General features: G+C 41.5%; 22 protein-coding genes. 2 read left to right on the top strand and 20 right to left on the bottom strand.

What is annotated here, in order from left to right; translation table 11 throughout:
* Positions 1-537 precede the first annotated feature (537 nt).
* From NH454_RS18975 to mnmE, 18 genes are all read right to left on the bottom strand, one after another.
* Positions 538-2,322, bottom strand: a complete 1,785-nt coding sequence (locus tag NH454_RS18975; RefSeq protein ID WP_199526847.1) for a choice-of-anchor I family protein — start codon at positions 2,320-2,322, stop codon at positions 538-540.
* Between the two features lie 141 nt (positions 2,323-2,463).
* Entirely contained in the window at positions 2,464-3,822 is a 1,359-nt protein-coding gene (gene glmU, locus NH454_RS18970; protein WP_138557633.1) for a bifunctional UDP-N-acetylglucosamine diphosphorylase/glucosamine-1-phosphate N-acetyltransferase GlmU, read from the bottom strand.
* A 273-nt stretch (positions 3,823-4,095) separates the two neighbouring features.
* Positions 4,096-4,518, bottom strand: a complete 423-nt coding sequence (locus NH454_RS18965) for a F0F1 ATP synthase subunit epsilon (RefSeq protein WP_135923073.1) — start codon at positions 4,516-4,518, stop codon at positions 4,096-4,098.
* Positions 4,519-4,531: 13 nt separating this feature from the next.
* Positions 4,532-5,917, bottom strand: a complete 1,386-nt coding sequence (gene atpD / locus NH454_RS18960; protein ID WP_138557632.1) for a F0F1 ATP synthase subunit beta — start codon at positions 5,915-5,917, stop codon at positions 4,532-4,534.
* 32 nt (positions 5,918-5,949) lie between these two features.
* A complete protein-coding gene (atpG, locus tag NH454_RS18955) occupies positions 5,950-6,810 on the bottom strand; it encodes a F0F1 ATP synthase subunit gamma (RefSeq protein WP_062568484.1) in 861 nt (286 codons plus the stop codon).
* Between the two features lie 59 nt (positions 6,811-6,869).
* On the bottom strand, positions 6,870-8,411 hold the full coding sequence (gene atpA, locus NH454_RS18950; RefSeq protein ID WP_054554809.1) for a F0F1 ATP synthase subunit alpha: 1,542 nt from the start codon (positions 8,409-8,411) through the stop codon (positions 6,870-6,872).
* 14 nt (positions 8,412-8,425) lie between these two features.
* Positions 8,426-8,959, bottom strand: coding sequence for a F0F1 ATP synthase subunit delta (gene atpH, locus NH454_RS18945; RefSeq protein ID WP_135923074.1), 534 nt, complete (start codon positions 8,957-8,959; stop codon positions 8,426-8,428).
* A gap of 16 nt (positions 8,960-8,975) precedes the next feature.
* A complete protein-coding gene (gene atpF / locus NH454_RS18940; protein WP_054554807.1) occupies positions 8,976-9,446 on the bottom strand; it encodes a F0F1 ATP synthase subunit B in 471 nt (156 codons plus the stop codon).
* A gap of 42 nt (positions 9,447-9,488) precedes the next feature.
* Positions 9,489-9,722 (bottom strand): F0F1 ATP synthase subunit C, encoded by a 234-nt coding sequence (atpE, locus tag NH454_RS18935; RefSeq protein WP_004335261.1) that lies wholly within the window; start codon positions 9,720-9,722, stop codon positions 9,489-9,491.
* Positions 9,723-9,778: 56 nt separating this feature from the next.
* Positions 9,779-10,636 carry a F0F1 ATP synthase subunit A gene (gene atpB / locus NH454_RS18930; protein ID WP_054554806.1) on the bottom strand — a complete coding sequence of 286 codons (858 nt, stop codon included), beginning with the start codon at positions 10,634-10,636 and terminating at the stop codon, positions 9,779-9,781.
* A 15-nt stretch (positions 10,637-10,651) separates the two neighbouring features.
* Positions 10,652-11,032 carry an ATP synthase subunit I gene (locus tag NH454_RS18925; protein WP_135923075.1) on the bottom strand — a complete coding sequence of 127 codons (381 nt, stop codon included), beginning with the start codon at positions 11,030-11,032 and terminating at the stop codon, positions 10,652-10,654.
* Between the two features lie 160 nt (positions 11,033-11,192).
* Positions 11,193-12,104 (bottom strand): ParB/RepB/Spo0J family partition protein, encoded by a 912-nt coding sequence (locus NH454_RS18920; protein WP_253039948.1) that lies wholly within the window; start codon positions 12,102-12,104, stop codon positions 11,193-11,195.
* Between the two features lie 20 nt (positions 12,105-12,124).
* A complete protein-coding gene (locus NH454_RS18915) occupies positions 12,125-12,910 on the bottom strand; it encodes a ParA family protein (protein ID WP_063701404.1) in 786 nt (261 codons plus the stop codon).
* A gap of 13 nt (positions 12,911-12,923) precedes the next feature.
* Positions 12,924-13,544: a 16S rRNA (guanine(527)-N(7))-methyltransferase RsmG gene (gene rsmG / locus NH454_RS18910; protein WP_135923077.1), complete on the bottom strand. Its 621-nt coding sequence runs from the start codon at positions 13,542-13,544 to the stop codon at positions 12,924-12,926.
* Positions 13,545-13,559: 15 nt separating this feature from the next.
* Positions 13,560-15,449: a tRNA uridine-5-carboxymethylaminomethyl(34) synthesis enzyme MnmG gene (gene mnmG / locus NH454_RS18905; protein WP_138557631.1), complete on the bottom strand. Its 1,890-nt coding sequence runs from the start codon at positions 15,447-15,449 to the stop codon at positions 13,560-13,562.
* 428 nt (positions 15,450-15,877) lie between these two features.
* The gene (mioC, locus tag NH454_RS18900) at positions 15,878-16,327 is read right to left on the bottom strand and encodes an FMN-binding protein MioC (RefSeq protein ID WP_199526843.1); all 450 of its coding nucleotides are present in this window, start codon (positions 16,325-16,327) and stop codon (positions 15,878-15,880) included.
* A 586-nt stretch (positions 16,328-16,913) separates the two neighbouring features.
* Positions 16,914-17,654: an isocitrate lyase/phosphoenolpyruvate mutase family protein gene (locus NH454_RS18895; RefSeq protein ID WP_253039947.1), complete on the bottom strand. Its 741-nt coding sequence runs from the start codon at positions 17,652-17,654 to the stop codon at positions 16,914-16,916.
* A gap of 145 nt (positions 17,655-17,799) precedes the next feature.
* Complete coding sequence (mnmE, locus tag NH454_RS18890; protein WP_138557628.1) at positions 17,800-19,164, bottom strand: tRNA uridine-5-carboxymethylaminomethyl(34) synthesis GTPase MnmE; 1,365 nt, start codon at positions 19,162-19,164, stop codon at positions 17,800-17,802.
* Positions 19,165-19,374: 210 nt separating this feature from the next.
* On the opposite strand from mnmE, the gene NH454_RS18885 reads away from it, so the two are divergent.
* Positions 19,375-21,519 (top strand): TonB-dependent siderophore receptor, encoded by a 2,145-nt coding sequence (locus tag NH454_RS18885; RefSeq protein ID WP_235384033.1) that lies wholly within the window; start codon positions 19,375-19,377, stop codon positions 21,517-21,519.
* A gap of 9 nt (positions 21,520-21,528) precedes the next feature.
* Entirely contained in the window at positions 21,529-22,734 is a 1,206-nt protein-coding gene (locus NH454_RS18880) for a PepSY-associated TM helix domain-containing protein (RefSeq protein ID WP_253039946.1), read from the top strand.
* Between the two features lie 57 nt (positions 22,735-22,791).
* Here NH454_RS18880 and yidC read toward each other — a convergent pair whose 3' ends face one another.
* Together yidC and yidD are read right to left on the bottom strand one after the other, a co-directional pair.
* Positions 22,792-24,423, bottom strand: coding sequence for a membrane protein insertase YidC (gene yidC, locus NH454_RS18875; protein ID WP_199526838.1), 1,632 nt, complete (start codon positions 24,421-24,423; stop codon positions 22,792-22,794).
* 8 nt (positions 24,424-24,431) lie between these two features.
* Positions 24,432-24,704, bottom strand: a complete 273-nt coding sequence (yidD, locus tag NH454_RS18870; protein ID WP_054563758.1) for a membrane protein insertion efficiency factor YidD — start codon at positions 24,702-24,704, stop codon at positions 24,432-24,434.
* Positions 24,705-24,764: the final 60 nt, after the last annotated feature.

Raw genomic sequence — 24,764 nt, 5'->3', positions numbered from 1 at the left:
ATATCGAATTGACTGTGCTGAAACAAGTAAACTTGTTTCCGTTGGTCACTCAGTTCAATTGAGACTCTAAATTTGTTTGCGTCATCTAGCGAACTAGAATCTGCTGTTAGAACTCAACCTGTACGAGCGCCCACACAGATGATTGCTTTATATTGTTAAAGAACGTTTCGAGTTGCTTTCGCGTCTCGAGGGATGCGTATAATACATCCTTAATTTTTCGAGTCAACACTTAATTTTAAACTTTCTTTTTAGACCGTTTTAAACCGAAGTTTTACTTAACTCTCTGTCACTTTGTTCAGCGCTTTTCATTGCTGCCCGCCGTGTCAGTGGATGCGCATTATAGGGAGATGGATTTTTAACGCAAGCACTTTTTGAAGGTTTTTTTGATTATTTTCAAAATAGTATAATAACCATACAAATAAAGGGCTGCAGAGGGATTTTAGCTCAAAAAACAGTCACTTTTTAAGTGTGATAACGGTAAGGATAAAGCGATATACTTAAAACTAGCTATATCGCTTTTTATCTTTATAAGGTGGATTAGTTAGCTTTGATTTCCCAGATGGCAATTGAACCCGAAATTTCATTACCTACAACAAGCAATGCTTCATTCGTTGCACTTTGTTCTGCAGGTATAAACGCCATCCCCTCAGGGGCAAGATCACCGGTTATTTCTGCATCGGCTTCTAAGCCACGGTTAAAAAAGTAATCTTGGAATGTCACATTGTATGGATTAGTAATATCAAACACCATTATGCCCCCCATGCGCTCTAAACCAATAAATGCAAATGTACGATCACCAATAGTACCCAGTGCTAATGCTTCTGGTTCAGCACCTTTGTCATCAGAGCGACTATCGCCGGCATTTTCATCTTCATTATTGTTGAATGCTGCTCCGTGAACTGAAGCGGTAATACGTGAGATTTGATCGCCAGAATCAAAAACCACCATGCCGTTACTATCCCAGATGGTAAAAGAGCGGGCTCCGTATGCATAAAGTGACTCGTACTCACCATCGTTATCTTCATCACCTTTAACTGTGGTCACTTTTAGGCGGCCAATATCACTATTATCATTGTTCAGGTAATCAAAGTTACTTGCCAGCGTTAAGTCTTTAGCTCTGCTTTCATCTATATAAGATAAACAACCATCATCTTCATCGTAATCAAGACCACCTTTTGCTAAACATTCTGCTTCATCGGCTGTGTCGAAGAAGTATTCGCGTGCATCACCTTCGTTAGCTGTGACAATAAAGTTAGCACCTTTCCAGGTAAAGCTTGAGATGGTATCAGGTTGATACATACCATATAGACCAGGGTATGATTTAAAGTTAACGCCACCATCTTTATCTGACGCATCAAAAAGTAAATTAGACCAATCTTTAAAACCTAAGCCTTTAAGCTCTAGACTATTATCTTCAAGATTGACGATAGCAAGGGCGTTATTTTCTTGTAGTGACACGTATGCAAACTTATTGTCTTTAGAAATACTGATGTATTCAGGCTCTAAATCCATAGCTACGGTTGTATTAATTAAATTACCGTTGATTGTACGGCCAGCCGGATTAGCAAATATAATCCCTCGCTCTTCAAGCTCTGCTTGTTTATCGTTGTAGGCAGAAAAGGTGATGCTAATCGCGGTATCAGCAATCACACCATCATTGATGTTTATGATGCTAATTGAGCCTTCAGGGTCAATACTGTAATCCCCATTAGGTTCACCTTCATTAGCAACAAGTACTTTATTACCATCATGGCTAAAGGTAACCATATCGGGTAGGGCACCTACAGTAACATTCTTAATAAACTGAGGCTCTTCGCCACTAATATCATAAAATGCGATTAATCCTTTATCACCCGTATTACTAGCTGCCATTGCTACAGCTAAAAGTTCATTATTAATATCAATAGCGATACTGTTTGCATCGCCTGCAGTGTGCTCATTAAGTGCAAGGGTAATGTCTGAATCTAAGTTAGTGCCGTTTATTACTCCTTCGTTATCTTTAACTAAAGCTGCACGATCAAAACTATTGGCTTTTATGATATTCACAACGGCCGAATCACCCGAACTATTAATAGCGAAAATTCTTTTTTTTGATGGTTGATAGGCAACAATCTCTGCTGCACCTTCTGGGCTTTCTGCGTTGAGCACTGCACGGCCGATAAGATTTATACTTAACGCTGAATTTGCGTCTTCACCACTCGCTCCATCTTGCCCTGCAGGACCTTGCTCACCTTGCATACCATCTTTGCCGTCGTCACCGTCTAATGAGCAACCTGTAAGAATGGTTAAAAGTGATAGCGCAATAATTGATCTTTTTAACATTATTATTTTCCTTCGTATTGTATTAACGCAATTACAACACGCAGGCATTACAACTATATGGCACTTTGATGAGCACTAAATTGAGCCATAAAAAAAGCGAGTATAAACTCGCTTTCTATATAAAATTAGTAGGGTAGCTCACTATTTTTTAGTTGGACGTTTCCAACCAGTTAAATTACGTTGTTTACCACGAGCGACTGCAAGCTGTTCGTCTTCAACTGTATTAGTGATAACAGAACCTGCGCCAATCGTTGCCATTGAGCCAATATTTACAGGTGCGACTAGTGATGAGTTTGAACCGATAAAGGCGTTATCACCGATAATGGTTTTTGATTTATTTACGCCATCATAGTTACAGGTAATAGTCCCTGCGCCAATATTTACTTTTTCACCAACTTCAGTGTCGCCTAAGTAGGTTAGATGATTTGCTTTTGAGCCTTTACCTAAGCGAGTTTTTTTCATCTCAACGAAGTTACCGATATGCGAGTCTTCTTCCATAATTGCACCAGGGCGAAGACGAGCGTAAGGCCCTAAAGTACATTTAGCCGCAACACTGGCTTCTTCAACAAGTGAGTTAGCTTTGATAACAACGTTATCGCCAATAGTACAGTCTTTAAGTACGCAGTTAGGACCAATCTGAACATTATTGCCGATTGTTACTTTGCCTTCGAAGATAACATTAACGTCGATGAGAACATCTTCACCAGTCGTTACTTCACCACGTACATCGATACGAGCCGGATCAGCAAGTGTTGCGCCGTTTAGCATTAACTCTTCTGCTTGCCACGCTTGATATGCACGTTCAAGCGCTGAAAGTTGTACGCGATTATTAGCGCCTTCAACTTCCATCGGATGCTCAGGCTGTGCCGAGGTGATTTCAACACCTTCACTGTGTGCCATCGCAACGATATCTGTAAGGTAGTACTCACCTTGGGCATTGTTGTTAGATAAGTTACCTAACCAACGTTTTAGTAACTCACCATTAGCAGCCATAATGCCGGTGTTGATTTCTTTAATTTCAAGTTGCTCAGGTGAGGCATCTTTTTGCTCAATGATACCTACCAGCTTGCCATTTTCACGAAGCATACGACCATAACCTGATGGGTCATCTAAAGTCACGGTTAATACAGCTAGGCCTTTTTTAGGTGTCACAGCAAGTAGCTTTTCTAAAGTGGCGCGTTTTGTTAGTGGCACATCACCGTAGAGAATCAATACGGTATCGTCATCGGCAATATGTTCTTTGGCAACAGCGACTGCATGGCCGGTACCAAGTTGCTCTTCTTGTAATACCCAATTTACTTGATTGTGCGACAGGGCAGCTTGTAGCTGTTCACGACCATGACCATAAACAAGGTTTGTTTCGCGAGCACCAAGTGCAGTGGCATTATCAATAACGTGCTGCACCATAGGTTTACCCGCAACTTTGTGAAGTACCTTTGGTAGAGCAGAGCGCATTCGGGTACCTTTACCCGCTGCTAGAATAACAGTAGTCAGAGACATTAAAACAATATCCTTCTTTCTTTGTTTTAGGTGTGCATGATGTTGTGAGATCTGAAAAAACAAACAAAGTTATGTAAGTCACATCATGTGTAAATACGCAATCCTAATGTGTAGGACTGAACCTTGAATGAAACAGCTATTCACTATTAATTCACACTATTGTAGCGAGCTTTGATGAAGGATATAAGTATAAAAATAGAATAGGGTGCAAAGCATCACATTTCAGGCACAAAAAAGCCCACGTTAAGTGGGCTTTTCGAAAACCGAGTAGGCTTACTTTTTGCGTAATTGTTGAATTACGCGAAGTTGAGCGATTGCTTCAGCAAGCTGTACTGCAGCTTGTTGGTAATCTAACTCAGCAGCTGACGTGTTCGCCATTTGCTCTTCAGCATCACGTTTCGCTTTTTCAGCCGCTTGCTCATCTAGGTCTTCACCACGTACTGCAGTATCTGCAAGAATTGTGATGCGATCCGGTTGAACTTCTAGCGTGCCGCCAGCAATATACATCACGTCTTCGTGACCAAATTGCTTAACTAAACGTACCATACCAGGTTTTAGGGCAGTTAATAATGGAGCGTGGCCATAGTTAACACCAAGGTCACCTTCACTACCACTCACTTGAATCGATTCAACCAGACCAGAGAACAAGCTCTCTTCTGCGCTTACTACGTCAAGATGTACAGTCATAGCCGCCATACTACCCTCCTAATTACATGCTTTTGGCTTTTTCTTGAGCTTCTTCAATAGAGCCAACCATGTAGAACGCTTGCTCTGGCATATCATCAAACTCACCGTTTAAGATACCTTTGAAGCCAGCAATTGTGTCTTTAAGTGACACGTATTTACCAGGCGCGCCTGTGAATACCTCAGCAACGAAGAACGGCTGAGATAGGAAACGCTGGATTTTACGTGCACGAGATACAACTTGCTTATCTTCGTCAGAAAGCTCGTCCATACCTAGGATTGCGATGATGTCTTTAAGTTCTTTATAACGTTGAAGAACTGTTTGAACGCCACGCGCAGTATCGTAGTGCTCTTGACCGATTACTAGTGGGTCAAGTTGACGTGAAGATGAATCAAGTGGGTCTACCGCAGGGTAGATACCAAGTGAAGCGATATCACGAGAAAGTACTACTGTTGCATCTAAGTGAGCAAACGTTGTTGCTGGAGATGGGTCAGTTAAGTCATCCGCAGGTACGTATACCGCTTGGATTGAAGTGATTGAACCCGTCTTAGTAGATGCGATACGCTCTTGAAGTACACCCATTTCTTCAGCAAGAGTTGGTTGGTAACCTACTGCTGAAGGCATACGACCTAGAAGTGCTGACACCTCTGTACCCGCTAGAGTATAACGGTAGATGTTATCAACGAAGAAAAGTACGTCACGACCTTCGTCACGGAACTTCTCAGCCATAGTAAGACCTGTTAACGCTACGCGTAAACGGTTACCTGGTGGCTCATTCATTTGACCGTATACTAGAGATACTTTGTCTAGTACGTTTGAGTCGTTCATCTCATGGTAGAAGTCATTACCCTCACGCGTACGCTCACCAACACCTGCGAATACTGAGTAACCGCTGTGCTCGATTGCGATGTTACGGATAAGTTCCATCATGTTTACGGTTTTACCAACACCGGCACCACCGAATAGACCAACTTTACCACCTTTAGCGAATGGACATACAAGGTCGATTACCTTGATACCAGTCTCTAAAAGTTCTACTGAATTTGATTGCTCTTCGTAAGAAGGTGCTGCACGGTGAATAGACATACGCTCTTCTTCACCAATTGGACCAGCTTCATCAATAGGGTTACCTAATACGTCCATGATACGACCTAGTGTCTTCGTACCTACTGGAACGTGAATTGGCTGACCAGTGCCTTCTACTGAAGTACCACGACGTAAACCGTCAGTAGTACCAAGTGCGATACCACGTACCACACCGCCACCTAGCTGTTGTTGAACTTCTAAAGTTAAACCCGCTAAGTCGCCATCTGTTACTTTTAGTGCGTCATATACGGCTGGCACGTTGTCTTGTGGAAATTCGATATCCACAACGGCGCCGATAATTTGGACGACCTTACCTAAACTCATGTCTATTCCTCTCATTAAACTTTGCCGAAGCGTTAAACTGCTGCCGAACCGCCAACAATCTCACTAATTTCTTGTGTGATTGCAGCTTGACGAGCCTTGTTATAAACAAGCTGTAACTCATCCATAAGGTCGCCTGCGTTATCAGTTGCAGCTTTCATTGCAACCATACGGGCAGCCTGTTCAGAGGCAGCGTTCTCAACTACACCTTGGTATACTTGAGACTCAATAAAGCGTACTAACAGAGCTTCTAAAATCGCATCTGGGTTTGGCTCATATAAGTAATCCCAAGAATGTTGAGATACTTCTTCTTCAGCTTTTGGCAAAGGGAGTAACTGATCGATTGTTGGCTCTTGCTTCATAGTATTAACGAACTTGTTAAATACTACGTATAAGCGGTCAATTTTACCTTCAGAGTATGCATCTAGCATTGTCTTTACAGGACCAATAACGTCTTGTAGTGAAGGTGTATCTCCTAAGTTCGCTTTTTTAGCGACTAACTTACCGCCAAAACGTTGGAAAAAGCCAGCTGCTTTGCTACCTAAAGTAGTAAATTCAGCTTCAACGCCTTTTTCTTTCCACGCTTTAACATCTAGGGCAACTTTTTTGAACTCGTTTGAGTTCAAGCCACCACATAGACCACGGTCAGTAGAGATAACAATATAACCAACTCGTTTTACTTCACGCTCTTCTAAGAAAGGGTGAGTAAAATCAAGATTTGCTTGAGCAACACGACCAATCACTTGGCGTAAGTTTTCAGCGTATGGACGGCTTGACGCCACACGTTCCTGCGCTTTTTTCATTTTAGACGCAGCAACCATTTCCATTGCGCTGGTGATCTTTTGAGTATTCTTGATACTCCCGATCTTGCTTTTAATCTCTTTTCCGCTGGCCATGACTCTCTCTCCGAATCAGGTGGGCTTTAGTTGCCTAAAGCTCACCATTCATAACTAAATTACCAAGTTTGCGTCGACTTGAACTTCTCTAGAAGTTCTTTAAGTTGAGCTTCAATCTCAGCGTTGTAGTTACCAGTTTCATTGATTTGAGCCATTAGCTCTGCGTATGTGCTGTTTGCATAAGAAATCAGGCCAGCTTCGAAATCCATGATTTTCGCGATTTCGATGTCTTTTAGGTAGCCTTTTTCAGCAGCAAATAGCGACAGAGACATTTCAGCAACAGACATTGGTGCGTACTGTTTCTGCTTCATTAACTCTGTTACGCGCTCACCATGCTCTAATTGAGCACGTGTTGCATCGTCAAGGTCAGACGCGAACTGCGAGAACGCAGCTAATTCACGGTACTGAGCTAACGCTAGACGGATACCACCACCTAGTTTCTTAACGATTTTAGTTTGCGCTGCACCACCAACACGAGATACCGAGATACCAGCGTTAACAGCTGGACGGATACCTGAGTTGAATAAGTCAGTTTCTAAGAAGATCTGACCATCGGTGATAGAGATAACGTTTGTCGGTACGAACGCAGAAACGTCGCCGCCTTGAGTTTCAATGATTGGCAATGCCGTCAATGAACCTGTTTTACCTTTCACTTCACCGTTAGTGAACTTCTCAACGTAATCAGCGTTTACACGTGATGCACGCTCTAGAAGACGTGAGTGAAGGTAGAATACGTCACCTGGGTATGCTTCACGACCTGGTGGACGCTTAAGTAGTAATGAGATTTGACGGTAAGCAACAGCTTGCTTAGATAAATCATCATATACGATTAGCGCGTCTTCACCACGGTCACGGAAGTATTCACCCATAGTACAACCAGAGAATGGTGCTAAGTACTGAAGTGCCGCAGATTCAGAAGCAGATGCAACAACAACGATAGTGTTTTCTAATGCACCGTGCTCTTCTAATTTACGTACTACGTTAGCGATTGTAGATGCTTTTTGACCAACTGCAACGTACACACACTTAACGCCTGTACCTTTTTGGTTGATGATAGCATCGATTGCTAATGCAGTTTTACCAGTTTGGCGGTCACCGATCACAAGCTCACGTTGACCACGACCTACTGGGATCATCGCATCGATAGATTTATAACCAGTTTGTACTGGCTCATCTACTGATTGACGTTCGATAACGCCTGGTGCGATTTTCTCAACAGGTTCAAAACCGTCGTTGTCTAAAGCGCCTTTACCATCGATAGGTGCACCTAGTGTGTTAACAACACGACCAAGTAGACCACGACCAACAGGAACCTCTAGGATACGACCAGTTGATTTAACTTTTACGCCTTCTTTAAGGTCAGCGTAAGGACCCATTACTACTGCACCTACTGAGTCACGCTCAAGGTTTAGTGCGATAGCATAACGGTTGCCAGGAAGCTCGATCATTTCACCTTGCATACAGTCAGCAAGACCGTGGATGCGGATGATACCGTCAGTAACAGATACAATAGTACCTTCGTTACGAGCTTCACTTACAACTTCGAACTGCTCAATACGTTGTTTGATCAGATCTGAAATTTCAGTGGAATTAAGTTGCATGCTCTTTTTCCCAATTACGATTGTAGTGATGTAGCTAAGCGGGCTAATTTGCCACGTACTGAGCCGTCGATTACAGTGTCACCCGCCTTGATAATAAGGCCGCCAACCACTGTAGTATCTTCACTACAATTCAGCTTAACTTTGCGTGCGAAACGTTTTTCAAGTGCCGCTACCAATGATACTTGCTGCTCAGCAGCAAGCGGTGTTGCAGAAACCACATCAACGTCGATTTCTTTGTCGTAGTCCGCTTTTAATTCAGCGAATAACTCTGCAACAGCTGGCAGTGCAACTAAACGTCCATTTTCAGCCATCACCTTGATTAGGTTCTGACCTTGTTCGTTGAGCTGCTCTGCACAGATCTTGATAAACAGATCTGCTTTTTCAGTAGCAGTAGGCAATCCAGCTAGCGCGGCAGCGGCTTGTTCATTGCTGGCAACTTGGCCAGCAAAGAACAGCATGTCGTTCCAACTTTCAACAGTGCCTTTTTCAACGGCAAGTTCAAAAGCCGCTTTAGCGTATGGGCGAGCGATAGTAGCCAATTCAGACATGCTCATACCCTCCTAATTACAGCTCAGCGACAAGTTTTTCAACGATGTCACTGTGTGCGGCTTGATTGATTTCGCGCTCTAAAATCTTCTCAGCACCAACCACGGCCAGCGTCGCTACTTGTTTACGTAGTTCTTCTGTTACACGGTTACGCTCTGCTTCGATTTCAGAGTGCCCTTGAGCAATAATTTTTTCACGCTCTTGTTGACCACGAACAGTTTCTTCGTCAACGATAAGCGTGGCACGCTTTTTAGCTTGTTCAATGATATCAGCCGCTTGAGCTTTTGCCTCTTTAAGCTGCTCAGCAGCTTTCTTTTGCGCAAGTTCTAAGTCTTTTTCGGCTCTATCAGAGGCAGCTAAACCATCTTCGATTTTCTTCTGGCGAGCTTCAATTGCACCATTTAGTGGTGGCCATACGTATTTCATACAGAAAAGTACGAAAACCGTAAATGCAATTAATTCACCGATAAGAGTGGCTGTTAAGTTCACGACCGCTCCTCCTTAAAATAGTAAGCTGTTCAAAAAATAATATTAAAGTACGAACAACAATACCATTGCGATACCAACACCGATCATAGCTACAGCATCGATTAGACCAGCAAGGATGAACATCTTAACTTGTAATGAAGGTGCAAGTTCAGGTTGACGAGCACAAGCTTCTAGGAATTTACCACCCATGTTACCGAAGCCGATAGCAGTACCGATTGCACCGAAGCCGATAAGTAGAGCAACAGCGATATACTTAAGACCTAATACTAGTTCCATTTTTTTCTCCAAAGTTTCAATTGTAAATTAAAGTTAAAATTTAAAAGTGTATAAAATTAGTGATTATCTGAGCTTGCCATGCTTAGGTAAACGATTGTTAGCATCATGAATACGAATGCTTGCAGTACGATTACTAAGATGTGGAATACAGCCCAAATAAAGTGCAACGGTAGTTGCATTAAACCAACTGCGCCGATCAAGATGAAAATCAACTCACCAGCATATAAGTTACCGAATAAACGCAGTGCTAACGAGAACGGCTTAGCTACTAAAGCGATTGTTTCTAGTAATAAGTTACACGGGATTAAAAACACCATCGCTAGCTTGTTATTTGAGCTAAATGGGTGAAGCGTAAGTTCTGCTAAGAAACCGCCAATCCCTTTGATTTTGATTGCGTAACCGATCATCAGAATGAATACACCAATAGCAAGTGCAGCAGTCATGTTGATGTCTGTTGTTGGTACAATCTTCATGTAAACGTCGTGAGAATCCATACCAAATGCTTGTTCACCAACGAAGCCAGCGAATGCAGGTAGGAAATCAACCGGAATTAAGTCCATTAAGTTCATTAAGAACACCCAAACGAAAATCGTTAGAGCTAATGGAGCGATTAGGGCACTTTTACCGTGGTAAGTATCGCGTACGTTGTCGCCAACGAACTCAACGATCATTTCAATGAAACACTGAAATTTACCAGGTACACCGGTATTTGCTTTTTTAGCGGCACTACGGAAGATCCATAAAAATACAAGACCTAAACCGATTGACCATGCGAGGGTATCTATATTCCATGTCCAGAAACCACTGTCTGCACACGCTTTGTTGAAGGCAAGACCAGCGTCGGTCGAGCACATCTTAGCGTTAGTTAAGTGGTGCTGAATATGGCTTGATAGAGTTACTTCTTCTGCAGCCATGTTATATCCCAAAAGTTAATGATTAAAAAAAACGGGCGCAAACAATCCGCAAAATAACACCAATACATAAACACAGAAAAACGGTAACAAAATGACCGTGTAAGACTTCAGTATCAGTGCGAACAACACGATTGTAAGCATAAATTTTAATCCGTTGCCGCGCTTTAGCGAGGCATACACTTGATTTACTCGACTTGCACCCACATATCTGAATGCATAGACGGCAAATACAAAATTAGGGAGTATTGCTACAGCCCCGCCAGCAACTGCTGACTGGCCGGCATTGACTCCCCAACCTATAAAAACAACTACTGCAGCGATGAGCGCTACGATACCCTGAAGACAAATTAATTTAAATGCGGCAAGCCTATAAGGCTTTGCTAACTTATTAGTCACGTTTTATTAACCTTGTAAACGTTCAAATTGTCAGGGTATGAAAACTGGCGAAATTATACTGATTCCTACCAGTTTTGCAACTTGAGTCGACCCTTTGTAGTGCAAAAACACCACAAATGTCTCTTTTTGGACATGTTATTAATTAATGACGGGAATAGTCTTAATTTATACGGCTTAAAATGCCATCTAGCTCATCAAGTGTTGTATACGAAATAACCAGCTTTCCCTTGCCTTTTTTATTGTAGTTTATTTCTACTTTTGCGCCTAAATTTTCAGCAAGTTTTTGTTCTAACTGTTTGACATCAGGATCTTTTTCTTGCACTTCTTTTTTTGGCGCTGGTTCTAAAATAGAACGCACTAGCTTTTCGGTTTCGCGAACAGTTAACGCTTTAGCTACTGCTAGTCGTGCTGCATCTGATTGCGCTTCACCTTCAAGGCCTAATAAACAGCGTGCATGGCCCATTTCAATATCACCATGTTCTAACAATATTTTTACATCTTCATTTAAATTATTTAAGCGAAGCAAATTTGTTACTGTTGTACGAGACTTGCCAACCGCTTCGGCGACCTGTTGATGGGTAAGTTCAAACTCATTTAGCAAACGATTTAATGCAATCGCTTCTTCCATCGCATTTAAGTCTTCACGTTGAATATTTTCAATAAGTGCAATAGCTACCGCAGCTTCATCGGGTACATCTTTGATGATACACGGTACGGTGTCTAATTTTGCTAATTGTGCAGCACACCAACGACGTTCACCTGCAATAATTTCGTATTTATCTGCACCAATTTGGCGCACAACGATTGGCTGAATAATACCTTGGGCACGAATTGAGCTGGCTAACTCTTCAAGTGCTTCTTCAGACATGTCTTTACGTGGTTGATATTTACCCGATTGTAAAAACTCTATCGCTAGCTTTTGCAGTTCACCATTTTTTTGCTCAGCAACTACCTCAGAGACTTGCTCTGGTGTGGTTGTCGCTTGTTGCTGATTATTTGCACTTTGGGCTGGTTTTGATGAACTTAATAAAGCGTCGAGTCCTCGGCCTAAACCGCGTTTTTTAGCAGACATGTTATTTTTTTACCTCGAAGTTAGGCTACTGCTGAAGATGTTTTCTCTTTTCTACGTAACATTTCGCCGGCTAGGGCTAAGTATGCTTTAGCGCCACTTGATGCTCGGTCATAATACATGGCAGGGGCACCAAAGCTCGGCGCTTCTGCTAAACGGACATTACGTGGGATAACGGTACGATATACTTTATCGCCAAAATGTTGTTTTAGTTGTTCAGATACGTCATTTGCAAGGCGATTGCGCGGATCATACATGGTGCGCAAAATCCCTTCAATTGTTAACGCTGGATTTACTAACTTAGAAAGTTGCGTAATGGTATCCATTAACGCCGTTAAACCTTCAAGGGCATAGTACTCACATTGCATTGGAACTAAAATTGAATCTGCGGCAGCCATTGCATTAACAGTCAGCATATTTAGAGAAGGCGGGCAGTCAATAAAAATGAAGTCGTATTGATCTTGAATTTTTTCTAACGCATTACGTAAACGTACTTCGCGAGCAAACAATTCCATTAATTTAACTTCAGCGGCAGTCACATCACCATTAGCAGCAATTAAGTGGTACTCACCAGAGGTTTCTTTATTGATGACTTCTTCGATTGGTGTCTCTTCAATCAATAAATCGTAAATAGTCGCAACATCACCATATTTATCGACACCGCTCCCCATGGTTGCGTTACCTTGCGGATCAAGATCGATTAATAACACTTTACGCTTCGTCGCGGCCATCGATGCCGCGAGATTCACAGCGGTGGTTGTTTTACCAACACCACCTTTTTGGTTTGCTAATGCGATGACTTTTGCCACAGTGCTCTGATCCCTAGTCTTTAGATAGAATGATTAGATGTCTTTGCGCATCTAACTCAGGTACTTCCAAGCTGATTTTTTCGTCAAACTTAATACCTTTAGGTAATGAGTCTAGTTCTTCGCTCGGAAATACGCCTTTTAAAGCGATAAATTTGCCTGAATGATCAATCAAGTGCGCACACCAGTCAACCATATCTTGTAAAGAGGCGAATGCACGACTTAATACACCATCTAATTTAACACTTGGTTGATATTCTTCAACTCTAGACTGCACTGGGGTTACATTTTCAAGGCCAAGTGCATGTTTTACCTGCATCAAAAAGCGTACGCGCTTACCTAAACTATCTAACAAAATAAATTGTGTATCAGGTAGGGCGATGGCTAATACGATACCCGGTAAACCAGGACCCGTACCTACATCGATGTAATGTTTGCCTTTAAGGTGTGGTGCAACAACTAAGCTATCCATAATATGCTTAACCATCATCTCTTCAGGTAAACGAACAGAGGTTAAATTATACGCTTTGTTCCACTTGTCTAATAATTCAACATATTGCACAAGTTGTTGTTGCTGTTTTTCTGTTAGCGCAATTTCAGTTTGCGCTAACAGTGAAGTTAATTGTTGTTGTAACACTGTATTCCTCACCAACTACGCAGTCTTGCGCAGTAAGCCTTGCTTTTTCAGATAGACTAATAATAGCGAAATAGCAGCAGGGGTGATACCTGAAATACGCGATGCTTGGCCAATTGTATCTGGACGACTATCAGTAAGCTTCGCAATAACCTCATTTGATAAACCAGAAACAGTTGAATAATCAAAGTCTTTTGGTAATACAGTTTGTTCATGACGCAATTGCTTATTGATCTCGTCTTGTTGGCGAGCAATGTAACCTGCGTATTTAGTATGTATTTCAACTTGCTCAAGTGCAGCTTGGTTATCAAACTCAGAACCTAAACCATCGATCGCCATTAAATCGGTGTAACGAATTTCAGGACGGCGGATCAGATCTTCAAGGCTCGCTTCACGAGTCAGTGGCGTTTTTAATAACGCATTTACTTGATCGACAGCAACGTGATCTTTGTGGATCCACGTTTCTTTTAAACGTTGCGTTTCTTTTTCGATGATTTCCATTTTTTCGTTAAAGGCAGCCCAACGAGCATCATCAACTAAACCAAGTTCACGACCTTTTGCAGTTAAACGAATATCAGCATTGTCTTCACGAAGTAATAAACGGTATTCAGCACGGCTAGTAAACATACGGTACGGTTCTTTAGTACCTAATGTTGCTAGGTCGTCAATTAGTACACCTGTGTATGCTTCATCACGGCGTGGTGTCCAAGACTCTTTACCTTGTACTTGTAATGCCGCGTTCATACCAGCAATTAAGCCCTGCGCGCCAGCTTCTTCATAACCCGTTGTACCATTGATTTGGCCTGCGAAGAATAAACCATTAATAAACTTAGTTTCTAATGACTGTTTTAAGTCGCGCGGATCAAAGAAATCATATTCAATTGCGTAACCAGGACGACAAATATGTGCATTTTCAAAACCAGTGATTGATTGCACAATTTCAAGTTGTACATCAAACGGTAAACTCGTCGAGATACCATTTGGATATAATTCGTATGATGTTAAACCTTCTGGTTCAACAAAGATTTGATGTTTGTCTTTATCAGCAAAACGTACGATCTTATCTTCAATTGAAGGACAGTAACGAGGACCAATACCTTCAATAACACCTGAATACATAGGTGAACGATGCAGGTTGTTGCGGATCACATCATGAGTTTTTTCATTTGTATAGGTGATGTAGCACGGGATCTGCTGTGGGTGATCTGACTGTTTACCCATAAACGAGAATACCGGCGTTGGAGTATCACCTGGCTGTTCTTGCATCTTGCTAAAATCAACAGTGCGTGCATCGATACGAGGAGGCGTGCCTGTTTTTAAGCGATCAACACGAAATGGTAATTCACGTAAGCGCTCTGCAAGTGCTATTGAAGGTGGATCACCAGCACGACCCCCTTTGAAATTCTCTAAACCAATATGGATCTGACCACCTAAGAAAGTACCTACAGTAAGTACAACTGATGGGGCACTAAAACGAAGACCCATTTGTGTTACCACACCCATTACACGATCGCCTTCAACAATCAGATCGTCACATGATTGCTGGAAGATCTTTAAATTTTCTTGATGTTGTAAAGTGTGTTGGATAGCAGCTTTATACAAAGCACGGTCAGCTTGTGCACGTGTAGCACGAACAGCAGGGCCTTTAGATGAGTTTAAAGTACGAAATTGAATACCGCCTTTATCGATTGCTTGTGCCATAGCACCACCTAGAGCATCGATCTCTTTTACTAAATGGCCTTTACCAATACCGCCAATTGCCGGGTTACAAGACATTTGACCAAGGGTATCCATATTATGAGTTAGCAATAGGGTATTCATGCCCATGCGAGCAGATGCTAATGCAGCTTCAGTACCTGCATGTCCACCACCTACAACAATAACATCAAAACGTTCGTGAAAAATCATTTATGGGATCCTACTTAATCGACCAGCAAAACTTTGTAAAGGGAGCGTATTCTACCTAGAAATTTAGAGAAGATAAATGATTAAACAGTACTCAAGATCTAAGTGGGTGATCTCTAATAATATAAAGGATCTTTTAAAGAGATCTTTTATTACTTTTACTACTAGTAACGGCTAGATCTGTTGATAATGTTTGCTTTACTATTTAAAACATGATCTTAACGCAGATCTAAAGGTGTTAATATGATCGGATCTTACGGGGAACAAGCTTTGATCAAAAGGGCTATTTATACACAGGGCAATATCGAGTGGATCTTATCCAAGGGATAAACTACCTTAAAATCGCAGTTAGATCAGTGTTTATCCACAATTCGATCTAAATTATCAGTAAATTGTTGATAACTTTTAAAACACGATCATCCTCGATCGGCTTAATTAAGTCCCACCGCTTCGATCCAGCTTGGCAACCAAGCTAATGCTGTGTCCTCGGGTAGTTCTTCATCAAGAATATTAAGCTCTAAGCGCGTTGCCACGCGTGTTGCACCTTTACTTGCTAATAACTCATCTAGGTTACGAGCAGCATAGTTATAGGTGTCGTAACTGGTGTCACCCAAACCGACCACACTGTAGTTTAATTCTTTTAGATCAACTTGTTGGTTAACTGATTCAATAAATGGCAATAAATTATCTGGATAGTCTCCGGCGCCATAAGTTGAAGTGCATAACAACCAGATTGTGTCTTGCTGATCAATATCATCAAATACCGGCTGCTCATGCAGCTTAACTTGGATCCCTTGTTGTTCAAGGGCTTCAGCGAGCTGTTCTGCCACGTACTCTGCCGATCCCATTTGGCTGCCAACGATGATATTTACTGATTGCATGTGTTTGATCATGTATAGAAATAAGTGGCCACATGATAACGAACTTAGGGTGTGAGTAAAGCGTTGAATTACGATCTGAATAAGTTTTTATGGTTAAAATACGTGCTTAAACTTATTTGTTTTTACAATTTGCTGTTTTTAATAGTTTTTTTAAATTTTTAGCGAGTTTAACCCTTTGATCAAGCTGTTAATAATTTTGGGGAAAGTTCTGATCAAGTTTGATTTTGTAAACTGTATAACTTTGCTAAGTTGTTGATCTTTAGTCGTCGCAAAGAGAAAGATTGGTTAGATCTGTAAGTCGTGCTGAGTGTGATCGTTTTGTGGATAGATCGCTTGTTGATAACGATCGGTTTGTAAATTGTGATCAATAAAATAGATCGAAAAAAACTTAAAACAGCACATATAAAGGCCGTTTTTAAGAAAATTAATTATAAAAAATGGCTGTTGATCATCAGCGAACTCAAATATCAGCGATTTTTTATGATCAAATCAGCTTTCAGATCTAAAAATACCCCAAATGTGGATAACATTTTTAGACAAACTCGATCTTAAAAGCTGTTTTGATCTGATTTTTTTGTTTACCAAGTTAACTTTCGAGCTGAATTAAGGTGCTTTTAATTGTATTACCCACTAGATCATAGAGCGAATTACCCAATGAAAAACGTTTAGCGCCACCAGCGAAAGCCGCTTTTGCTGAGTTAAAATTGCTCATTGCCATCACATTTAGTGGCATATCTATCGCGTTTGTTAAGCTGGTTATTTGCTCTATGTTTGTAAGGCCGGGTACAAATAGACCATCTGCACCAGCATTTTGATAGGCTTTTGCGCGTTCTAATGTTGCTTGAAAAGGGCGATCACTAACAAAGAAGGTATCGGTTCTGGCGTTGATAAATAAACTACCGAAGCCATTTTCGTTAAGTACTTTCTTTATCTCACTAATAATAGTGCATTGCTGTTCGATAGATCTGAGTGCGTTAGTTTCTTTGTTTGAGTCTTCAATGTTGATGCCTACAATCCCTAATTTTGCTAACGCTAAAACGTTTTGGCTAATTTGCTGCGGATCGTTACTGTAGCCTGACTCTATATCGACAGTGAGTGGAATGTGTATGTGTTTAGTCAAGCTTTTAACCAGCGCTAATTGAGTTTGAAAAGAGATGTTTTCACCATCCGCTAAACCTAAGCTGGCAGCAATGCCCCAGCTGGTTGTTGCTAGGGCTTTAGCCCCCGCAGCTTGAATGAATTGTGCAGAACTAAGATCCCACGCATTAGCAAGTACAAAGCCTGTTGGCTGGTGGTGTAGCTGGTGAAATTGTTGATATTTGTCCATGATGTCCTCCGTTTAATGACATCACTAGACTAATTGAAACTGAGTTTAATACTGGCTGGTTTCGGCCCTGAACCGATAATTGATTGCTGGATTAAAAATAAAAAAGAGCCTTGCGACTCTTTTTTATAATATTGATGACCGGAATTTATTTACCGATACAGAACGAACTAAAGATTTTCCCTAGCAAGTCATCAGAAGTAAATTCACCCGTTATCTCATTTAAGAACTGTTGAGTTAGGCGTAACTCTTCAGCCAAGATCTCACCAGCAATATGCATCTCTAGTTGCTCTTTACCGGTGTTTAAATGATAGGCTGCGTGGTCCAGTGCATCTAAGTGACGACGGCGTGCCATAAAGCCACCTTCAGTTGCCCCTTGAAAACCTATACATGCCTTTAAGTGAGTACGAACTAACTCTATACCTTCAGCATTTTTAGCACTTAATCGGATCACAGGATATTGATCATGCTCATCCATACCGACACTTTCGCCGGAAATATCGGCTTTATTACGGATCACAGTAACACCCATTCCCTCTGGTAACTTGGCCATAAACTCCGGCCAAATATCATGGGGATCAGTGGCTGACGTATCTGTGCCGTCTAACATAAATAGTACGCGATCGGCTTGGTTAATTTCGTCCCATGCGCGCTCAATACCTATTTGCTCTACTTTATCTGGGCTTTCACGTAGGCCTGCGGTATCAATAATATGCAGTGGCATACCATCAATGTGGATATGTTCACGTAATACATCACGTGTTGTACCGGCTATTTCGGTAACGATGGCTGCATCACGGCCAGCTAATGCATTGAGTAGACTTGATTTACCAGCGTTAGGGCGACCCGCAATAACAACACGCATACCTTCACGCATGATGCTACCTTGTTTAGCTTGCTGAGTTACATTATCGAGTTGCTCAATAATGGCATCAAGATCTGCTGAAACTTTACCGTCTGATAAAAAGTCGATTTCTTCATCAGGAAAATCAATCGCGGCTTCTACATACATACGTAGGTGAATGACTTTTTCCACCAGCGTTTCGATATGTTTAGAAAATTCACCTTGCAGTGATTGTAGGGCGCTTTTGGCTGCTTGTTCACTGGTTGCATTGATAAGGTCAGCAATTGCCTCTGCCTGAGTTAAATCAAGCTTGTCATTCATAAATGCGCGCTCAGAGAACTCACCCGGTTTTGCTAAACGTACACCGTCAATTTGGCTAATTTCTTTTAATAGCATATCAAGTACAACAGGGCCGCCATGACCTTGTAGTTCAAGTACGTCTTCACCGGTAAATGAATTTGGCCCTTGGAAGTAAATAGCAATACCTTGGTCAAGCTGTTCACCGCTCAAGCTTTTAAATGGCACATAGTCTGCGTAACGTGTTTTAGGACAACGGCCAATAATGTGCTCTGCCACTGTTTTAGCTAAGCTGCCAGAGACGCGAATAATACCAACCCCACCACGTCCTGGTGCGGTCGCTTGTGCTGCAATTGTGTCTTGATTAATCATGCGATGAAATAATGCCAATAAAAAGAATGAATGCTGGCTCTATTGTAACCTATGGCTTAATTTCATGCGAATAGCTGTTTGAGTAATGAAATAGCAAAAGTTTGATGTAAGTAATACTTTATTTAGCTTTAATTAATAATAAATCGTCATTGCAAATGATAATTATATTCATTAACATGTTGCGCATTCTTAATTGTATCCTTTTTTATTATGCGTCTTTCTGCTGTTTTTATTGCACTTGCTGCTGGTTTTTCGGGCGTTGCCCATGCTCAAACTGAAGTTTCTACTGATCAAAACGATTCTAAAGAGATCGAAAAAATAGAAGTTGTTGGCCGTGCGTTTTCTTTATATCGACCAACTGAGTCAAGTTTTGCTACTCGTACTAATACACCGTTAGAAAAAATACCTCAGTCAATTCAAATTTTGCCGCAGGAGCTGATTAATGATCAGGCTGCTCGCCAAATTACCGACCTTTATAGCAATATTGCTGGTGTTAATGCCTTTAGTTATTCCGGCGTGACATTTCGTGGTTTTCGCCAAGATGAGATTTTATATGATGGCGTAAAGGGCGACCCTTTCAATGGTTTTGCTGTGCCGCAGTTATTTAATATCGAACAAGTTGCGGTTTTAAAAGGCCCTGCTGGCGCTATTTATGGTAGCGGTAATCCGGGCGGTATTATTAACTATGTAACTAAGAAGCCTAAATTCACCAGTGAGCACAGTATTGAAGTTGAAGTGGGTAATGATGATTTCTTCAGTGGTGCATTAGAAAGCACTGGAACGCTGAGTGAATCACTTGATAACCATGCTTATCGTGTTGGTATCTACCGTGATACTGAAAAACCATTCCGTGCAAATACTAGCAGCGATAATACCATTGTTGATCTTGGATATACGTGGCTTATAAATAGTGCAACTGAATTAACCACGCAGTATACCTATATAGAGCAGGAGTTGGGTGGGGCACGTTTACGTGGTGTCCCTGCTGATGATAATGGCAATTTTCTAACTGACATTAGCTGGAACCATAACGAGGCAACAGACTTTCAAAATGTTGAAGCGCATGTTTATCAGGCGACTTTAAAACACGATTTTAATGATGTTTGGCGTACAGATGTCACGGCACGCTATTTTGATAACAAAGAAGTGCAAAACTACCATGAGCCAAGAGGTCTAGTAGATACTAACGGTGATGGAATTGTTGATTGGAGTCATCGCGAGTTTCGTGATCAAGTACGTGAGAACAACGGCTTTAGTTTAACTGCCAATGCGATTGCGGAGTTTGCATTTGCCGACATGCAGCATCAAGTACTGTTTGGTAGTGACTGGTATGAACATGATTTTGAAAGTGTTTACCGTACAGCTACGCAGCAAAGTAAAGGTGGTCCAGTTCCTGGTCTTGATCTTAACGATCCTGAATATGGTTTAACCTCTGCCGATGATTATGATCTTGATAGTATTACACCAAGGCTTGGGAAAACGAATAGCACCCGCTTTGGCGCGTACTTGCAAGATCAGCTCGATATCACCGCTAATTGGAGCGTCACAGCTGGCTTAAGATATGACCGTTTTGAAGATAAAGATCTGTTAAATCAAACCGAGTTTTCTGATAGCGATTTAACTTACCGTATTGGTACCAGCTATAACATTAACAATATGTTCTTCCCTTATGCACTGCATGGCACTGGGTTTGTGCCGCAAAGTGCCAGTGATCAAGAAACTGCGAAGGGTGGCCCTTTCTCGCCAGAGACTAGCCGTATTAATGAGTTAGGTTTAAGAACCAAATTATTAGATGACACGCTTGCTGTTAATATGGCTATGTACGATATTGTGCGTGAAAATATCCTGCAACCTAGTTTATTAGGTGATGTTGCCGGTGATGGTGTTGATGACTTAGTTGCCGTTGGTGAAGTACAAAGTAAAGGTTTTGAACTTGAAGTAGTTGGTGACATCACTGAGCGTTGGGTGGTTACTGCAAGCTATGCCTATAATGATACCCGTATTACTAAAGCAAACGACAGCATTCGTAACCAAATTCCTGATAGCGATAAATTTGCCAACGCGCCGCAAAATACCCTAGGTATCTGGACACGCTATGAGTTACCTAGCTTATCGTCATCTATTTCTGCTGGCTTAGATTATGTTGATGAACAGCTTAGTTTAGGCGGTCAACGTGTTAAACCTTATACGATTTACAACATGGCGTGGCAAACAACCGTTGATAACTGGCAATGGCAATTATCAGTTAAAAACCTGTTTGATAAAGAATACGCAAGCAGTGGCTTTATTGAGCGAACAGGGCACTTTCCTGGTGAACCACGCCGTGTCTATTTAAGTGCTAAATACAGCTTTTAATGGTGGCGTGTGAACGCTAAAAGTTGGTTTAATTTACATTCCTGGGCAGGACTCTTTGTAGGAGTCCTGCTTTTTGTTACCTGCGTATCGGGGACGCTCGCTACGTTAAGTCATGAACTCGAATACTTAACAGACGCTAAGTATCGTGCTTTATCTTCTTCAGCCTCGACTAACTATCAGGCTATCGAAAACACCCTAAATAAGCATTATCCACAGGGTCAATTACTTTATATACAACGTCATAAACAAGATTACCTTGCCACTGAAGCGGCCCTTAAAGTCGGTGATTCATTTCGTTTTGTTTATTTAGATGCTGCAACGGGCCGCTTACTTGGTGAAGGAGAGTGGGCGCGGATATCGCGGTTTTTACGTAATTGGCATATGAATTTGTCGATGGGCTGGACGGGTAAATTAATCGTTACCAGTTTGAGTATGTTACTCGTTATTTTATTGGTTTCGAGTTTTTATGTGTATCGGCGCTGGTGGCAAGGTTTTATGAAAAAGCCTGCTGCGCTTAGTCTTGATAAACGCAGTAGTTGGGCTGATAGGCACAAACTGTTAGGGCTTTGGAGTTTATGGTTTATCGCAGTGATGGCCATTACAGGTGTTTGGTATCTGGTAGAGCATGGGCTGCAAACAGCTAAAGTGTCGCATACTGTTTCTGCGCCACAAGCGGTAAGTGAGTTTAAAAAACAAAGCCCTCGTAAAGATATATCGCCAATTAGCTTAACTGCAGCTTATGAAGCCGCTCAACAGGCGTTTCCGAGCCTTGATATTCGCTATATTCGTTATCCAAATAAAGCGGATCAGCCTATTGAAGTGCGTGGTTATAACGATGATATTTTACTGCGTCTGCGTGCTAACCGTGTTTATTTAAAACCAAGCTCGGGTGAGTTACTAGGTATACAAATAGGCGAACAATTACCTATTGTAGCCCGAATTTCAGATACCGCTGATCCGCTGCACTTTGGTAACTTTGCAGGAGTTGGTACTAAACTTATTTGGGGGTTATTTGGTGCATTGATGAGCTTTATAAGTGCTGCTGGCATTTATATGAGTTGGCTTAGGGTTAAGCGTAAAACAACAGCTGTAAAGTGGCTTGGAGTATCTGGGGGGATTGCAATCGGTTTGGTGGTTGCTTCGCTACTAACAACAAGTTTGAGCTTTACTGAGCGTAGTGTGCCTAATCAGGTATATTCTCCTATCCTCGGTTAAATTTTTTCAGGTATTAAAAAAGGCGCTAATTAGCGCCTTTTTTGTTGGGTTAAGAGTTTAGCCTCTTACCTTAATACCTTTTTTCTCCATACCGCGGTAGATGATTAGCATCTGTGCGATTGAGATAAGGTTCGATACTAACCAGTAAAGTACTAGGCCAGATGGGAACCATAAGAAGAAAATTGAGAATACTACTGGCATAAAGGTCATCATTTTTTGCTGCATAGGATCAGTAACTGTCATAGGTTGCAGCTTTTGAGTGATGAACATACTTAAACCAAATAAAACCGGTAATACGTAGTATGGGTCCATTGCTGATAAGTCATTTAACCATAAAATGAATTCAGCATGACGTAGCTCAGTTGATTCTAAGAATACGTAGAATAATGCTAAGAAGATTGGCATTTGTAGTAACAGTGGGAAACAGCCACCCATAGGGTTCACTTTTTCTTTGCGGTACATTTCCATCATCGCTTGACCGAATTTTTGACGGTCATCACCATACTTCTCTTTTAGTGCAGCCATTTTAGGCTGTAAGGCACGCATCTTCGCCATTGACGTGTATTGTGCTTTAGTAAGCGGGTACATTGCTGTTTTAACGATAACCGTGATTGCAATGATAGCTAGACCCCAGTTACCTAGGATGCTGTGTAACCACTTAAGTAGTACGAATAATGGTTGTGAGATAAACCACAACCAACCATAGTCTACAGTTAGGTCTAAGTCTGGGTGAATCGCTTCTAGTACATCAGACTCTTTCGGGCCCATGTAGTAAGTAGAAGTAAGTGTCGCTTGCGTACCTGCTTGTACGTTAACTGCTTCACCCTTAGTACCAATAATTGCCGCATTACCAGCTACTAACTTGCTGTAAAGGGTATTTTGTTGATCTTGCTTAGGTACCCATGCACTTACAAAGTAGTGTTGAATAAATGCAATGTAGCCACCAGCTGTGGTGATGTTAAGGTTTTTATCAGCCATATCTGAGAAGCTATACTTTTCGTATGGCTCTTCTTCAGTACCGTATGCTGCACCTAAGTAGTTTTGATCTACTAAGCTACCTTTTTCTTGTACTGTGCGTTTTACTTGCGTGTATAACTGAACTTGAATTGGGTCAGCTGTTACGTTGTTTACTGTGTACTCTAAACCTACAGCGTAGTTGCCTTTTTTGAAGATATAGGTTTTAGTAAACGTCACACCTTTGCTGTCGGTAAACTCAAGTGGTACACGCAGTTCATCACCATTTAAAGTAAATGCTTTTTGTGTGGCTTTATAAACCGGACGGCCTTCAACAGTCGCATCTGGGCCATTTAAACCAATTAAGCCACTTTGCGAGAAGTATTGTTTACCGTCAAACACACCAAGTAGCATGTAAGGAGTATCACTGCCTTTTGTCTCTTCGTACTGAAGTAGGTCTGCTTCAATAATGTCACCACCACGGGTGTCAATTTTAACAGTGAATACATCAGTTGTTACATCGATAACTGAGCGCTTTGCTGTAGTAGCAGTTGGTACTTCACCGTCAGATGATGCTGGAATAAAGTCATCAGATTCTGGTGTAGTTGCGCCTAGTGTTTGTGTTGTGGCACTTGGATCAGCTTTTGGTGCATTGTAGTCGTTATTCCATTCTTGGAATAATAAAAACGACACAAGCATCAAGCCGATTAATAAAAACGTGCGTTGCGATTCCATAACAGCTCTTATTTCTCGTGTTGGTGGTTAATATGATTTTTTGCCGGTACGGGATCATCCCCACCAGCATGTAAAGGATGGCATTTTAATATGCGTTTAACAGCTAACCAACTGCCTTTTACACTTCCGTGCAAATTAATTGCTTGAATTGCGTAACTAGAGCAAGTTGGATTAAAACGACAATGCGGGCCTAATAACGGGCTTATCCATTTTTGATAGCCTCGAATTAACATGACTAAACAGCGCTTTGGAATAGCAACAAGTGGTTTAAGTAACCTCATGATGTGTCAGCCCCTGCGTTAATTTAGTCAATGGATACCATGAATTTAAATTCCTAGCGA

It is taken from the genome of Pseudoalteromonas sp. Ps84H-4 (assembly GCF_024124645.1).
Taxonomy (GTDB): domain Bacteria; phylum Pseudomonadota; class Gammaproteobacteria; order Enterobacterales; family Alteromonadaceae; genus Pseudoalteromonas; species Pseudoalteromonas lipolytica_C.
The sequence above is the reverse complement of the archived record's forward strand: the minus strand, read 5'-3'. Positions and strand labels throughout refer to the sequence as shown.

What these genes read in the sequence shown, in the direction of transcription:
- atpH (WP_135923074.1), bottom strand. Translation starts at nt 8,959, where the DNA reads ATGTCTGAATTGGCTACTATCGCTCGCCCATACGCTAAAGCGGCTTTT.
- NH454_RS18895 (WP_253039947.1), bottom strand. Translation starts at nt 17,654, where the DNA reads ATGGACAAATATCAACAATTTCACCAGCTACACCACCAGCCAACAGGC.
- NH454_RS18965 (WP_135923073.1), bottom strand. Translation starts at nt 4,518, where the DNA reads ATGGCGGCTATGACTGTACATCTTGACGTAGTAAGCGCAGAAGAGAGC.
- atpE (WP_004335261.1), bottom strand. Translation starts at nt 9,722, where the DNA reads ATGGAACTAGTATTAGGTCTTAAGTATATCGCTGTTGCTCTACTTATC.
- mnmE (WP_138557628.1), bottom strand. Translation starts at nt 19,164, where the DNA reads ATGATTAATCAAGACACAATTGCAGCACAAGCGACCGCACCAGGACGT.
- mioC (WP_199526843.1), bottom strand. Translation starts at nt 16,327, where the DNA reads ATGCAATCAGTAAATATCATCGTTGGCAGCCAAATGGGATCGGCAGAG.
- atpA (WP_054554809.1), bottom strand. Translation starts at nt 8,411, where the DNA reads ATGCAACTTAATTCCACTGAAATTTCAGATCTGATCAAACAACGTATT.
- mnmG (WP_138557631.1), bottom strand. Translation starts at nt 15,449, where the DNA reads ATGATTTTTCACGAACGTTTTGATGTTATTGTTGTAGGTGGTGGACAT.
- NH454_RS18975 (WP_199526847.1), bottom strand. Translation starts at nt 2,322, where the DNA reads ATGTTAAAAAGATCAATTATTGCGCTATCACTTTTAACCATTCTTACA.
- NH454_RS18920 (WP_253039948.1), bottom strand. Translation starts at nt 12,104, where the DNA reads ATGTCTGCTAAAAAACGCGGTTTAGGCCGAGGACTCGACGCTTTATTA.
- yidC (WP_199526838.1), bottom strand. Translation starts at nt 24,423, where the DNA reads ATGGAATCGCAACGCACGTTTTTATTAATCGGCTTGATGCTTGTGTCG.
- NH454_RS18885 (WP_235384033.1), top strand. Translation starts at nt 19,375, where the DNA reads ATGCGTCTTTCTGCTGTTTTTATTGCACTTGCTGCTGGTTTTTCGGGC.
- atpD (WP_138557632.1), bottom strand. Translation starts at nt 5,917, where the DNA reads ATGAGTTTAGGTAAGGTCGTCCAAATTATCGGCGCCGTTGTGGATATC.
- atpG (WP_062568484.1), bottom strand. Translation starts at nt 6,810, where the DNA reads ATGGCCAGCGGAAAAGAGATTAAAAGCAAGATCGGGAGTATCAAGAAT.
- glmU (WP_138557633.1), bottom strand. Translation starts at nt 3,822, where the DNA reads ATGTCTCTGACTACTGTTATTCTAGCAGCGGGTAAAGGTACCCGAATG.
- atpB (WP_054554806.1), bottom strand. Translation starts at nt 10,636, where the DNA reads ATGGCTGCAGAAGAAGTAACTCTATCAAGCCATATTCAGCACCACTTA.
- yidD (WP_054563758.1), bottom strand. Translation starts at nt 24,704, where the DNA reads ATGAGGTTACTTAAACCACTTGTTGCTATTCCAAAGCGCTGTTTAGTC.